This window comes from Bradyrhizobium sp. LHD-71 (assembly GCF_031157255.1).
In the GTDB taxonomy this organism is placed as follows: Bacteria; Pseudomonadota; Alphaproteobacteria; order Rhizobiales; family Xanthobacteraceae; genus P52-10.
On sequence record NZ_JAVIFX010000057.1, the window covers coordinates 1 to 13,927 of the forward strand.

Genomic DNA, 13,927 nt, shown 5'->3' on the forward strand with positions numbered 1-13,927 from the left:
TGAAGCCCTTCAGATAATCCTTGCCGAAATCATCGTTCTGGAAAAGGATCGCGACCTTCGCGCCCGGCTTTTCCTTCAGCAGATACTTGGCATAGATGCGGCCTTCGTTATGGTAGGTGGGTGAAAAACCCATCGTCCAAGGAAAGTTCTTTGGATCGTTCCACTTGGCGGCGCCGCTCGACACGAACAGTTGCGGCACCTTTCGCCCATTCAGGTATTTATGGACCGCGGAGTTCGTTCCGGTGCCGAGCGCATTGAAAACGAGGAGCACCTCGTCCCCCTCGACCAGCTTGCGCGTCTGCTCCACGGCTTTGGGCGGCGAGTATGCATCGTCGTAGGAGACGAAGACGATCTTGCGGCCGTTGATGCCGCCCTCCGCGTTGATCTTGCGGAAGTAGGCCTCCTCGGTTCGCGCAACGAGGCCGAACGCCGAGGCAGGACCGCTGTAAGGCGTGGTATTGCCGATCTTGATCTCCGCATCGGTGACGCCCGGCCCATACTTCTTCTCACTCGCGGTCGCCGAAACTGACAAGGAGGCGACCGCAACGACGATTGCCAGGCCCTTCTTCATGATCATTTCTCCCTCCATCGCTTCTTGTTTGTCATTTCAGCGCCGCAAACGACCGTCCTTTGCAAGAGCGGCCGCTCAGATCGGATCCCACGCAAAGACATCACCAGAACGCTGCAGCGGATAGAACGACGCCTGCATCGCCGGGAAGGCGCGTTCAACGACCGCGCTCGCCGTCCATCCATCCGCTGCGTGGACTGACCGGATCGGACGCGGTTGGCTGAACAGGAAAATCTCGTTGGCGCGGGTGCCGAAGATCTGGCCGTTCACGTGCTCAGCGGCATCGGACAGCAGCGCAACCGCAAAGGACGAGATCTTCTCCGGCTCGAGTTTCTTCAGACCTTCGACGCGCTTCTTCTCCTCGGGAGTCTCGGCCGGGATGGTGCCGACCAGCCGCGTCCAGGCGAACGGCGCAATGCAGTTCGAGCGTACGCGAAAGCGCTGCATGTCGAGCGCGATCGATTTCGACAGCCCGGCGACGCCGAGCTTCGCAGCCGCATAGTTCGCCTGGCCAAAATTGCCAACCAGGCCCGACGTAGACGTCATGTGGACGAATGCACCACCATTCTGCTTGCGAAAGGGATCGGCGGCAGCGCGCGAGACATAATAATAGCCCTGCAGGTGCACCTTCACGACGTCGTCGAAGTCCTCCGGCATCATCTTGTGGAAGATACGGTCGCGCAGGATGCCGGCGTTGTTGACCACGCCGTCGAGCCGGCCGAACGCATCCAGCGCGTGCTGCACAATCAGCTGCGCCTCCTTCCAGTCAGCGATCGAATGCCCATCTGCACGCGCCTGGCCGCCCATCGCCTTGATCTCGTCCACCACCGATTGCGCGGGACCAAGCTCGCCGCCGCGGCCGGTCTCGTCGCCGCCGAGGTCGTTGACCAGCACCCTGGCCCCTTCCCGCGCCGCATCCAGTGCGATGCATCGCCCCACGCCGCGGCCGCCGCCGGTCACCAGCACGACCTTGCCTTCGAGCAGTCCCATCGATCCATGCCTCGCAATATCCGGTCGAAATTAGTAGACATATGTACTATCTTTCGACGGCGGCTTGCAAGCCGTCCGGCCTGGCGACGATCGCGGACAACCTAAAGGCATTTCCAGAAGTAGGTCAGACCGCCCCTAATCCAGCGAAATATTCATTGAATGAATCACGTCGCGCCGCAGGCCGGCATCCTTCCTGGCCGTCAATTCCTCAGGCGTCGAGCTTCTTGGTGTGAAAAACAAGGATTTCGTGCTCGCTTTAAATTCCGCGCCGGCGACACCATCACGACCTTGCCGGCGTAGGTTTCCGACGGAGGCAGGGTCCTGCCCTTTCTCCGGCGGCTCCGGTAGCCCGCTCATCGACGCCTCCTCCAGTTGCTTTATTTCTCGCGCGCATCTGCGCAAGGTTTCTCACCGCCGGGCATCGGCGCAGGCCGTCGCAAGCATGGGTCCATGCGGGCTTGGATAATAGTCTACATGTGTACTATATGCTACGGTCGCGCAAACGACCCGCCATCAGATCGCAAAACAGGAGGACGTCCGTTGAACCTGGAGGCCGTTCGCAACTACCGCATCACGCCGACCGAACACAGCTATACGCGGCGGGATTCGATGCTTTATGCGCTGGGCCTGGGCTACGGCGCCGACCCGCTCGATCCGGCGCAGCTTGCCTTCGTCTACGAGAGCCAGCTCAAGACGGTTCCCTCGATCTGCTGCGTACTCGCGCATCCAGGCTTCTGGGCGAAGGATCCCCTGCTTGGCCTCGACTGGTTGAAGATGCTGCACGGCGAGCAGAGCTTTCGGATCCATCGCCCGATCCCGCCGGAAGGAACCGTCGTCGGCAGCTACGCGATCGACGCCGTCGAGGACAAGGGCGCAGACAAGGGCGCGATCCTGCATCAGAGCAAGCAGCTGCACGACAAACAGTCCGGCGACCTGCTCGCTACGGTCAAGAGCGTGCTGTTTCTGCGCGGCGACGGCGGCTGTGGCGGGTTCGGCGATATTCCGCCGCAGCCCGAGGCTCTGCCGAGCGATACGCCGTCGCAGCAGGGCGATGTCCCAACCTTGCCGCAGAGCGCGCTGATCTACCGCCTGAGCGGCGACTACAATCCGATCCATGCCGATCCCGCCGCGGCGGCAAAGGCAGGATTCGAGCGTCCGATCCTGCACGGCCTGTGCACGTTTGGGCTCGCGACGCGCGCGATCATCTCGACGTTCGCTCCCGGCGCGCCCGAGCGCCTGACGTCCCTGTTCGCGCGCTTCTCGAGGCCGGTCTATCCCGGCGAGACGATCCGCACCGAGTTCTTTCGCTCGGGCGCGCGGATCCGGTTCCGCGCACGCGCGCTGGAGCGCGACGTGATCGTGCTCGATCGCGGCAGCGCCGAGCTTGCGGCGTAAAGCGACATATCCCAATCCCAGCGGCGGCAAAGCGACGATGAAGGCATTCGACTTCGGACTAAGAGACTGGGCGCGCCGCGAGCCGAACCGCCGCGCCGTCAAGGAGGTGAACGGGGCGACGACGTCCTTCGCCGAGCTCGAACGGCTCGCCAATCGGTTCGCGCATCTTCTGCGTCACGCGGGTCTCAGGCGCGGCGATCACGTTGCCGCGGTGCTCGGCAATGGACCGCACATCCTGGCGCTTGCCTGGGCGAGCTACCGCGCGGGGCTCTATTTCACGCCGGTCGCCAACACGCTGTCGCCCGGCGAGATGAGCTACGTCGTCGCCAACAGCCAGGCCGGAGCCGTCATCGCCGACCAGAGATACGCCGCTGCGGCCCAAAACCTGCCGCAGGCGCAAAACAGCGCCCACCACTTCTACGCACTTGGCAGCGCGATCTCGTCGTACCAGCCGCTCGAGCCCGTGCTGGCGAGCATGCCGGATGCGCCGATCGCCGATGAATCGCCCGGAACGATCATGCTCTACTCGTCCGGCACGACCGGTGCGCCGAAGGGAATCTGGCGTCCACTGCCGACGATCGAGCAGATCGGCGACGGACCGCCGCCATTCGCGCGCGATCTCATCAGCCTGTTCGATATCCGCAACGACGACCGCTATCTCTCGACCGCGCCGCTCTATCATGCCGCTCCGTTGCGCTGGTCGCTGGCGGTGATCGCCGCAGGTGGCTCCGCCGTGCTGATGGGAAAGTTCGACGCCGAGCTTGCATTGTCTCTGCTCGGACAGGAAGGCATCACGGTCTCGCAATGGGTGCCGACGATGTTTCATCGCATGCTGGCGTTGCCCGAAGCGCGGAGGAAGGCGTTTCGCGCGCCACGCCATCGCGCCGCCTATCACGCGGCCGCACCGATCTCGGTTCCACTCAAGCGCGCGATGATCGACTGGTGGGGGCCGATCATCCAGGAATACTACGGCGGCTCGGAAAGCGTCGGGCTCTGCTCGATCAGCACGGAGGAATGGCTGCGCAAGCCCGGCTCCGTCGGCCGCTCGCGCAAGGGCATGATCCACATCCTCAACGAGAGATACGAGGAGCAGCCCACGGGCCTGCCCGGCACCATCTTCTTCAGCGGCGCGACGTCGTTCCAATACTTTGGAGAACCGGAGAAGACCGCGTCGCGCACCAGCCCGCAGGGTTACCAAACCTTCGGCGACATCGGCTTTGTGGATGGCGACGGCTATCTCTACCTGTCCGACCGCCTCGACGACATGATCATCTCAGGCGGCGTGAACATCTATCCGCAGGAGATCGAGCAGGCCCTCGACAAGGCGCCCGGCGTGGCGGAAGCTGGCGTCGTCGGCATGAAGGATGCCGAGTTCGGCGAGCGACCGATCGCGTTCGTGAGGCTGATGGACACCGCGGCGGATCGCGACAAGCTGCGCGCGGAGCTCTTTACGTATTGTCGCGAGCAGCTTGGGCGCACCAAGCAGCCCAAGGAAATTCGCCTTATCGACGTACTGCCTCGCTCCGAGGCCGGGAAGCTGCTGCGCCGCACGCTGCGCGAGATGGTTGAAGCCTCGCGCTGATCGTGCTCCATCGCACCATCCGCCCCTCAAGTTAAGGATTGCAACATGAACCTCCGCTCCTGGCTTTTCATTCCTGGTGACAGCGACAAGAAACTCGGGAAGGCCGACGGTGCCGGGGCCGACGCGCTGATCCTTGATCTGGAAGACTCCGTTGCGCCCGCCAACAAGGCCGCGGCGCGGCAGAAAGTCCGCGCGTTTCTCAACCAGCGGCCGGCCGAGCGGCGCACCTCGCAGCTCTGGGTGCGCATCAACCCCCTGGACAATGACGCGCTGATCGATCTCGCGGCAGTGGCAGGCGGCGCGCCGGACGGAATCATGCTGCCAAAGATCGACGGACCTACAGACGTCCTCCGTCTCAGCCACCATCTCGAAGCACTCGAGGCGCGGGACGGCGTGCCGGCCGGACATATCCGCATTCTTCCCGTCGCGACGGAAACGCCCGTGGCGCCGTTGCGGCTCGCCGAGTTCGCCTCAAGCAAGCTGCCCCGCCTGATCGGCCTCACCTGGGGCGCCGAAGATCTCAGCGCCGCGATCGGCGCGTCTACCAACCTCGACGAAAAAGGCGAGTGGGCTCTGACCTATCGCTTTGCGCGCTCGTCCATGCTGCTCGCGGCAAAGGCCGCCGGCGTCCAGGCGATCGATACATTGTATGTGAACTTCCGCGACGCCGACGGGCTGCGCCAGTCATGCCGCGCCGCCGCAAAGGAAGGCTTCACAGGACGCATCGCTATTCACCCCGATCAGGTCACCACCATCAACGAGGCGTTCGCGCCGTCGGATGAGGATGTCGCCTTTGCCAAGCGCGTGGTCGCAGCATTCGAGGCGCAATCGGGCGCTGGCACCGTTGGCCTGGATGGCAAGATGCTCGACATTCCGCATCTCAAGCAGGCGCAGCAGGTACTCGCTCTGCACGAGCAATATCAGCGTAAGAAGGGGTGACATGAGCGCTCGAAGTCTCTTTTCCGCGGAACACGAGGCGTTCCGCAACACCGTTCGTAGCTTCGTCGAAAGCGAGCTGGTACCGCATCATGCGCAATGGGAGAAGGACGGCGTCGTCCCGCAGTCGGTCTGGCTGAAGGCGGGTTCGCTGGGACTATTGTGCTGCGACCAGCCTGAAGCGTACGGCGGATCGGGCGCTGACTGGCTCTATAACGCCGTCGTGATCGAGGAACTGGCGCGCGCAGGCATGAGCGGACCAGGCTTCATGATCCATTCCGAAATGGTCGCTCCTTATATCCTGAGCTGGGGCAGTGACGAGTTGAAACAGGCATGGCTGCCGCGGATGACGAAAGGCGAGGCGATCGGCGCGATTGCGATGACCGAACCCGGCGCCGGCAGCGACCTGAAGAACGTCCGGACGCGCGCCGGGCGCGATGGCGACAACTACGTCATCGACGGCCAGAAGGTCTACATCTCCAACGGCCAGAGCTGCACCTTCACGGTCACGATTTGCAAGACCGACCCGAATGCCGGCGCCAAAGGCGTCAGCCTGATTCTCGTCGAAGCGGATCGACCGGGCTTCAAGCGTGGGCGAAATCTCGACAAGATCGGCATGAAGGCACAAGACACCTCGGAGCTGTTCTACGCTGGCGTCCGCGTGCCCGTCGGCAACCGCCTTGGCGAAGAGAACAAGGGTTTCGCCATGTTGATGACGAAGCTAGCTCGCGAGCGGCTGGTGCAAGCTGTGCGCAGCGTCGTCGTCGCGGAACAGGCGATCCGCTGGACCGTGGAGTACACCTCCGAGCGTAAGGCGTTCAGCGGCACCATCGCCGATTTCCAGAACACCCAGTTCGTGCTGGCCGCGCTCGATGCGGAAACGAGCGCTGTTCGCGTGTTCGTCGACTGGTGCATGGCGCGTTTCATGAAGGACGAATTGACACCGGTCGACGCCGCGAAGGCCAAACTGCTCGCCACTGACCTGCACTGCAAAGTGGTCGATCAATGCCTGCAATTCTTCGGAGGCTACGGCTATATGACCGAGTATCCGATCGCGCGCGCCTATATCGACGCGCGCGTCACCCGCATTGCCGGCGGTGCCGTCGAGGTCATGAAGCAAATCATCGCTCGCGAGCTGTTCAGCCGAATAAGGGCCGGCTGACGGCGAGCTATCTGCCCCGTTGACGTCCATTCTCGCCGGGCTGGGCGATCAGCTGCTTTATATTGCGCTTCATCGTGGCGAGAACGCGTTCGGCCGTCTCGATATCCTTCGCGGAGATGTCCGCGAAGATGCGCCCGTTCAGGCTGCGGCCGACGCCGGTCATCTGTTCCAGCACCTTGTGGCCAAGCCTGGTGATGCGGACGCGCTGCGCGCGCCGATCGGTCTTGTCCACCGTGCGTACCACGAACCCGCCGGCCTCGAGCCGGCTGATCAAGCCGCCAATCGCGCCCTTGCCGACATCGACCCTGCGTGCAAGCTCAATCTGCAACATCCCCTCGGGCCTCTCCTCGCGCGAGAGCTGAGCCAGCGCCCACCACTGCGCTCGCGTGATGCTGAGATGCTCCATTTCCTGGTCGAACAACGTCTTGCGCAGCCGCGAGACGTCATGAACCAGGAACCCGATGCGGAAATCGGAGGGACCTGCGACTTCCTCCTTCTGCTTCGTCTTGGCTACGGCGGGCATCGGCGCTTGTTCCCCACGGAAAGGCATTCCGTCGCGCGACGCGACGGTGCTCGGCATGAGCCTCTGCCGAATAGCCGCAGGTTCGTCGTTAGTCCAGAGTTTGCTAACCGTGCTGGCGCCTCCTGCTCAGGACGAAATCTTCAGAACAACGCGCCCGGTGGAGCGCCGGGCGACCACCGTGTCGAAGGCACGCACGAAATCCTCGAGCGGGTACTGATCGGCATGAAGCGGCGGCAGCTCGCCACGGCGAATGAGCGCAAAGAGCGTTTGCACCATCTCCGCCATTCTCGCGGCGTGGCGCACGCGCTCATCAACAGGGGTCCAGCCGATGTAGAGGCCGAGATTGAAACCGATCACCTCGATGTTCTTCACAAGCAGGAGGTTTGCCGGGATCTGCGGGATCGTGCCGCTCGCGAAGCCGATAACAAGGATGCGGCCCTCAGGCGCAGTGCACTTCAATGCCTGGTCGAACAGCAAGCCTCCGACCGGATCGAAGACGATATCGGCGCCGCGACCGCCGCTGAGCTCCTTCAGTTGCCGGCCAAGATCCCCCGATCCGTGAATCACGCCTTCCGCAGCTCCGTGACGGATGGCCAGATCGATCCGCTCCTGGCTGCCGGCCACTGCGATCACCCGGGCGCCCGCGGCTTTTCCAATTGCGACGGCGGCAAGCCCCACTCCGCCCGCGGCACCGAACACGATCAGCGTCTCGCCGGACCGTATCCGCGCCCGCCAGTGCAGCGCCGCGTAGGACGTGCCGTAGCTCAGCGGCACGTTGACGGCATCTGCAAGGTCGACGCCATCTGGCACCGGCCACGTCGTCAGCGCGGTCGCGACCGCTTCCTCCGCGTAGCCGCCCCAGTCAAGGGCCGCGACTACGCGGTCGCCGGGCTTGAAGGCTGTGACATCGCTTGCCACTTCACGCACGACACCTGCAACCTCCGTCCCCGGCACGAACGGCAGCGGCGGCCTGCGCTGATATTTCCCCGCGACCACCAGCGTCTGACCAAAGCCCGCAGTCGCATGACTGACCGCGATGCGTACCTGTCCCGGCTTGAGGACCGGCTTCGGCGCATCGACAAGCTTCAGTTCGCTGTAATGGGCCCACCTCTCGCAAAGCAGCGCCTTCATCGTCGATCTCCACAGGCTATTCGAACTTGATGTCGGACAGGTTGGCGACGATCCCCTTCCAGCGGTTCATTTCGTCACGTGTGGTGCGATCGGCCTCGTCCCACGACAACCCGGTCGGCTCGATGCCGAGGCTAGCCATCTTTGCGTTGAACTCCGGCGACTTGACGATCTTCTGGATCTCGCGCGACAGCCGGTCGACGACTGCCGTCGGCGTTTTCCTTGGTGCGAAGACGCCCCACCAGGGCGAGAATGGTTCCAGTCCAGTAACGCCTTGTTCGGCGAAGGTCGGCACATCGGCCAGCAAGGTCGATCGCCTCGAGCCGGTCACCGCCACCGGGCGGATCTGTCCGCCCTGAACCAGCGGCGCGGCCGAGCCAATGTCCGCCACAGCGGTGAGAATCTGTCCGCCGACAAGGTCCTGCAGTTCGGGCGCGACGCCTTTGTAAGGGATGTGAACCATCCTGACGCCGGTCTGCTTGATCACATGCTCATTCAAAATGTGCGCGCTCGATCCGGTGCCGTACGAGCCGTAGTTCGCCTGTTCGGGCTTCGCCTTCGCGATCTCCAATACGTCCTTGAGGCTCTTGGCAGGATTCGCGTTAGCGACATAAAGCACAAGCGGCGTCGAACCGAGATGCGAGACCGTGATCAGGTCCTGCTGCACGTCATAGGGCACGTTCTTCATCGTGAACGGCACGGTGACAATCGGCGTGCTCGTGGTGACGAGAAGCGTGTAGCCATCGGGGTCGCTCTTGGCGACGGCGCCGGTGCCGATCATCAGCGAGCCGCCCGGCCGGTTCTCGACGATGACGGGCTGACCAAGTGCCTGCCCGAGCTTGTCGGCAACCAGACGAGCGACGATGTCGCTCGGCCCGCCGGCGCTCGCCGGCACGATCATCTTGACCAGCCGCGATGGATAGGTCTCTGCAGCCTGCGCTATCGCGGCGGTGGCTCCGATCAGGGTCGTCGCCGCGATCATCGTCCGAATGATTGCAGTCTTGATCGCCATTTCAAACCTCCCGCTCGTTGTTCTTGATAAATGTCGTGTTGAATCGATTTTCCCACTTAATCGGACGTCGCACCTGCACTCTTGACGAGCGGCGTCCATTTCTCGATCTCGGCCGCGATGAACTTGTCGAAGTCCGACGCATAAAGTGGGGCGGCATCTGAGCCAATGTCGCGGAAGCGAGCGGCGATGTCCTCCGTTTTCAACGCTGCGTTGATTTCATCGGAAACGCGATTGATCACATCGCGAGGCGTCGCAGTCGCGGCTGACACGCCGTACCAGCTGAACATGTCGAAGTCCGGAACGCCGGCTTCCTGCAGCGTCGGGATATCCGGGAAGAGCGGCGATCGGCGCGCCTGGGAGACTGCCAGGATCTTGAGATTTCCAGACTGCACGTTGCCGATGACGACGGGCAGGTTCTCGACTGAGAACAGCACATCGTTCCGGAGCAGCGCGGTCAGATTGGCCGCCGTCCCCTTGTACGGGACGTGCGTCAGTTCGACGCCAAGCCTCTGGCCGAGCAGCAGTCCACTGAGATGCGACGTCGTTCCGGGCCCGGCCGAGCCGAAGAAGGCCTTGGCCGGTTCGACCTTTACGCGCTCGAGGAACTGTTTGACGTTGGAAATTCCGGTGTTCGCCGGCACTACCAACGCGTTTGTCACCGTGCACAGGCGCGCGACTCCCGGCAGCTCCGTCTTGGGGTCAAACGGAAATTTCTTGTAGAGCGATACTGCGATCGCATTCGACGCAACGTTGGCGATGAAGAAGGTGTGGCGGTCGGTTGCTTTCGCGGCCGCTGCAGCGCCAGTCGTCCCACCCGCCCCGGTCAGATTCTCGATGATGAAAGGCTGGCCGAACTTGTCGCGCAACCGCGTTTCGACCAGCCGGAAGGAGATATCACTGCCGCCGCCCGCCGAACCGCCGGAGATCACGCGGACGGGCTTCGTGGGCCACTGAGCCTGCGCAGAAGCGCGGGTAACGAAGGGCGTCGCAGCGACTCCGGCCAGAAACATTCTCCGGTCAATTCTCATGTTTCTTCCCCCTCTGCTGCCGCTTTATTCGCAGCCGATCATTGATCGCCGCTCAGGCGACAATCTTCGAGCGCCGCAGCGCATCGATCCGCTCGCGAAGCAGGCCCATCTCGGTCAGCACTTCGTCGGTGTGCTGCCCGTGCATCGGCGGAGGCAATCCGACGCTGCGCGCGTCCTCATTGAACAGAATGGGTTGGCCGACGCCCTTCGTCGGCCCGGCAACCGGATGCTCGTATTCGACGATCATCCCGGTGGACTTCGTATGTGGATGATCGAGCAGTTGTGCGAGCGAGTTGATCGGCGAGCACGGCACGCCAATCTTTGTCAGCTCGCTGTCCCAGTGAGCGACTGGCCACCTGGCGAGGGCGGCCTGGACGTGGTCAAGAGTTTCAGCCCGGTGTGCGACACGATCAGCATTGCTGCGAAATTTTGGATCATCGACGATGGCTTCGAGGCCTGCGACTTTGCAGAACTTTCGCCAGAGATTGTCGTTGGCGACGCCGATCATGATCGGACCGTCGGAAGCTTCGAAGGCTTGATAGGGGCACAGCGACTCATGGCTCGAGCCGCACTTGGGTGGCTGGACGCCCCGCTCCCAGAAGGTCTGCAGATTGTATCCGAGAAGCCCGATCGCAGTTTCGAGCAAGGAGACTCGCACGGTGCCGCCCTTACCGGTCTTCTGCCGCTCGATCAACGACGCCAGAATGCCACTGAAGGCGTGCGAACCCGTCATCTGGTCGATCGGCGAGATCGGGCTACGGACATATCCCCCTCCCTCGTCACCGGTCAGCGCCATCACGCCGCTGAACGCCTGCAGGATGACGTCGTAGCCCGGCGAATTCTTGAGGGGCCCCGAACGGCCAAATCCCGATATGCTGCAATGGATCAGACGATCGTTTGAAGCGCGCAGCGTGGCGGCATCGATACCCAGCCGCTCGGCCACACCGGTGCCGAAGCTCTCGATCACCACATCCGATCGCTTGGCGATATCCTGCACGATGCGGCGTCCGTCGTCGGTCTTCAGATCGATGGCGATGCTGCGCTTGTTCCTATTGGCGCTGAGAAACACGGTGCCGAGACCCGCAGCTCGAAACGGCGGCCAGCCGCGCGTCTCGTCACCGAGACCGACCGGCTCCACCTTGATGATGTCGGCGCCAAGATCGCCGAGATACTGGGCACATAGCGGTCCGGCGAGCACTTTGGAGAAATCGAGCACCTTGATGCCGGCGAGTGGCTTCATTTTGCAATTCTTCGCACGCAACGCGGCGCGCGTCCTTATTCTACGATCTGGGTTGCGGCTTCTTTTTCATCAGCGCCGAGCGCTTGCAGATGGCGACGAGTTCGTCACGCTGGTTGAACGCCTCGTGCAGAAAGATGGTAATGCCGGTGTCCGGGCGCGAACGGCTGTCGCGCAACTCGGCGACCGTCGATCGCACATGAAGCGTGTCGCCGTGGAACACGGGCTTGGGAAACCGCACTTCATCCCAGCCGAGATTGGCGACCGTGGTTCCGAGGGTGGTGTCGCCGACAGAGATGCCGACCATCAAGCCAAGCGTGAAAGCGCTGTTGACGATGCGCGAGCCGAACTCGGTCTCGGCGCGGCAGTACTCCTCATCAAGATGAAGCGCTGCCGGATTGTGCGTCATCGCCGTGAACAGCACGTTGTCCATTTCGGTGACGGTGCGGCGAATGGCGTGCTCGAACACCTGCCCGACCGCAAATTCATCGTAGTACAAACCCGCCATTCGAACCTTCGTCCTCTGCGAAACTCTCAATATGACTTCGGCTGATCCAGCACCTTCTCCGCGATGAAGGAGAGGATCATCTGTTCGCTAACCGGCGCGATGCGCGTCACCAACACCTCGCGTAACAGCCGCTCGACCTGATATTCCTTCGCATAACCCATGCCGCCATGTGTAAGCACGGCCTGCAGACAAGCTTGATGTCCGGCGCGCGCGCCGAGAAACTTGGCGCCATTGGCTTCCGCCCCGCACGGCTCGCCGGCATCGTAGAGCTGCGCCGCCTTCATCGCCATCAGCAGCGCTGCTTCGAGCTGCAGCCAGCATTCGGCGAGTGGATGCTGGATGCCCTGGTTCTGGCCGATCTGCCGGTTGAAGACAGTCCGTTCGCGCGCATAACGCGCCGCGCGGTTGAGCGCATCCTGGCCAATGCCGATCGCTTCCACGGCGACGAGGACGCGCTCAGGATTGAGACTGTCGAGCAGGTAGTAGAAGCCCTTACCCTCCTCACCGACGCGGTCGGACTCGGGGACGAAAAGGTCGTCGATGAATACCGCGTTCGAATCCACCGCGGCACGACCATGCTTCGGAATACGCTTGACGTCGACCTTGGCGCGATCGAGGTCGGTATAGAAAATCGTCATGCCGTCGGTCGAGCGCCGCGCATCGGGCTTCGCGGTCGTGCGCGTCAGCAAAAGGATCTTGTTCGCGACCTGCCCGGTCGAGGTCCAGACCTTTCGCCCAGAGACGCGGTAACCACCATCCACCTTCTTCGCGAAAGTCTTGATATTGGTGGTGTCGAGCCCGGCATCGGGCTCGGTCACGCCGAAACAAACCTGATCCTCGCCGGTGACCAGGCGCGGAATCCAGCGTGACTTCTGTTCGTGCGTGCCGTGCACGACCATCGCATGCGGGCCGAACATGTTGATATGGATCGAGGACGCCGCCGCCATGCCGCCGCCGCAAGAGGCGACCGTATGCATCACGAGCGCGGCTTCGGTCACGCCGAGGCCGGCACCGCCATACTCTTCCGGCATGGTGACGCCAAGCCAGCCGTCGGCGGCCATCGCCCGATGAAACTCGTGCGGGAATCGTGCATCTCCGTCGCAGCTCGACCAGTAGTCGTCCGTGAAGCGCTTGCACACGGCGGCGACGCCGTCGCGTATCGCGCGTTGCTCGTCGGAAAGTCCACGCATACTCGAAATCCGTCTTGTTCGCTCGAAGTTCAGAAGCCGACGCTGCTTGGGCCCTTGAGATTGAGCATGCGACGCGCCTCGTCGGGCGTGGCGATCTCGAGTGAGAGACCTTCGAGGATGCGGCGGATCTTCGTTACCTGCTCGGCGTTCGATCGCGCCATCTTGCCCTTGCCGATATAGAGGCTGTCCTCCAGGCCGACCCGCACACAGCCGCCGAGGATCGCGCCCATGGTCACCAGTCCCATCTGATGCCGGCCGGCTCCAAGCACCGACAGGATGTAGTCGCGGCCGAACAGGGAATCGGCGACACGTTTCATGTGCATCAGGTTTTCAGGATCGGTGCCGATGCCACCCAGGATTCCGAAGATGCACTGCACGAGGAACGGCGGCTCGATCATCTTGCGATCGACGAAGTGGGCGAGATTGTAGAGGTGACCGACATCGTAGCATTCGAACTCGAAGCGGGTGCCGGCAACGCCGAGCTCGGTGATGCCGCGCTCGATCTGCGCGAACGTGTTCGACAGGATGAAGTCCCGCGTCATTTCCAGATAGGGACGTTCCCAGTCATGCTTGAATTCTTTGAACTTGCTGGCGGCCGGGAACAGCCCGAAGTTCAGCGAACCCATGTTCATCGAGGCAAGCTCTGGCTTCAACGCCTTAGCCGCAGC

Annotated in this window: 15 protein-coding genes; 4 read left to right on the forward strand and 11 right to left on the reverse strand. The window is 62.8% G+C overall.

The window, feature by feature from the left end:
* The 3 genes from RCO31_RS34115 to RCO31_RS34125 form a co-directional block, all read right to left on the reverse strand.
* On the reverse strand, window positions 1-577 hold a 577-nt coding region (locus RCO31_RS34115; protein WP_308972847.1), incomplete at its 3' end, for an ABC transporter substrate-binding protein.
* 69 nt (window positions 578-646) lie between these two features.
* A complete protein-coding gene (locus RCO31_RS34120; RefSeq protein ID WP_308972848.1) occupies window positions 647-1,558 on the reverse strand; it encodes an SDR family NAD(P)-dependent oxidoreductase in 912 nt (303 codons plus the stop codon).
* Window positions 1,559-1,693: 135 nt separating this feature from the next.
* A complete protein-coding gene (locus RCO31_RS34125; RefSeq protein WP_308972849.1) occupies window positions 1,694-1,915 on the reverse strand; it encodes a hypothetical protein in 222 nt (73 codons plus the stop codon).
* Between the two features lie 183 nt (window positions 1,916-2,098).
* On the opposite strand from RCO31_RS34125, the gene RCO31_RS34130 reads away from it, so the two are divergent.
* Genes RCO31_RS34130 through RCO31_RS34145 form a run of 4 tightly spaced genes read left to right on the forward strand, consistent with a single transcriptional unit; the run spans window position 2,099 to window position 6,633 of the window.
* On the forward strand, window positions 2,099-2,953 hold the full coding sequence (locus RCO31_RS34130; protein WP_308972850.1) for a MaoC/PaaZ C-terminal domain-containing protein: 855 nt from the start codon (window positions 2,099-2,101) through the stop codon (window positions 2,951-2,953).
* A 37-nt stretch (window positions 2,954-2,990) separates the two neighbouring features.
* Window positions 2,991-4,535 (forward strand): AMP-binding protein, encoded by a 1,545-nt coding sequence (locus tag RCO31_RS34135; protein ID WP_308972851.1) that lies wholly within the window; start codon window positions 2,991-2,993, stop codon window positions 4,533-4,535.
* A 45-nt stretch (window positions 4,536-4,580) separates the two neighbouring features.
* Window positions 4,581-5,474 (forward strand): CoA ester lyase, encoded by an 894-nt coding sequence (locus RCO31_RS34140; protein WP_308972852.1) that lies wholly within the window; start codon window positions 4,581-4,583, stop codon window positions 5,472-5,474.
* Between the two features lies 1 nt (window position 5,475).
* Window positions 5,476-6,633, forward strand: a complete 1,158-nt coding sequence (locus tag RCO31_RS34145) for an acyl-CoA dehydrogenase family protein (RefSeq protein ID WP_308972853.1) — start codon at window positions 5,476-5,478, stop codon at window positions 6,631-6,633.
* Window positions 6,634-6,640: 7 nt separating this feature from the next.
* Here the strand turns inward: RCO31_RS34145 and RCO31_RS34150 are convergent, their stop codons facing one another.
* From RCO31_RS34150 to RCO31_RS34185, 8 genes are all read right to left on the reverse strand, one after another.
* Complete coding sequence (locus RCO31_RS34150; RefSeq protein WP_308972854.1) at window positions 6,641-7,156, reverse strand: MarR family transcriptional regulator; 516 nt, start codon at window positions 7,154-7,156, stop codon at window positions 6,641-6,643.
* 126 nt (window positions 7,157-7,282) lie between these two features.
* Entirely contained in the window at window positions 7,283-8,287 is a 1,005-nt protein-coding gene (locus RCO31_RS34155; RefSeq protein ID WP_308972855.1) for an NADPH:quinone oxidoreductase family protein, read from the reverse strand.
* Between the two features lie 16 nt (window positions 8,288-8,303).
* The gene (locus RCO31_RS34160; RefSeq protein ID WP_308972856.1) at window positions 8,304-9,296 is read right to left on the reverse strand and encodes a tripartite tricarboxylate transporter substrate binding protein; all 993 of its coding nucleotides are present in this window, start codon (window positions 9,294-9,296) and stop codon (window positions 8,304-8,306) included.
* 56 nt (window positions 9,297-9,352) lie between these two features.
* Window positions 9,353-10,324 (reverse strand): tripartite tricarboxylate transporter substrate binding protein, encoded by a 972-nt coding sequence (locus tag RCO31_RS34165; RefSeq protein ID WP_308972857.1) that lies wholly within the window; start codon window positions 10,322-10,324, stop codon window positions 9,353-9,355.
* A gap of 52 nt (window positions 10,325-10,376) precedes the next feature.
* Window positions 10,377-11,564, reverse strand: coding sequence for a CoA transferase (locus RCO31_RS34170; RefSeq protein ID WP_308972858.1), 1,188 nt, complete (start codon window positions 11,562-11,564; stop codon window positions 10,377-10,379).
* A gap of 40 nt (window positions 11,565-11,604) precedes the next feature.
* The gene (locus tag RCO31_RS34175; protein WP_308972859.1) at window positions 11,605-12,069 is read right to left on the reverse strand and encodes a MaoC family dehydratase; all 465 of its coding nucleotides are present in this window, start codon (window positions 12,067-12,069) and stop codon (window positions 11,605-11,607) included.
* A gap of 26 nt (window positions 12,070-12,095) precedes the next feature.
* Window positions 12,096-13,259 (reverse strand): acyl-CoA dehydrogenase family protein, encoded by a 1,164-nt coding sequence (locus RCO31_RS34180; protein ID WP_308972860.1) that lies wholly within the window; start codon window positions 13,257-13,259, stop codon window positions 12,096-12,098.
* A gap of 29 nt (window positions 13,260-13,288) precedes the next feature.
* On the reverse strand, window positions 13,289-13,927 hold a 639-nt coding region (locus RCO31_RS34185; protein ID WP_308972861.1), incomplete at its 5' end, for a 3-keto-5-aminohexanoate cleavage protein.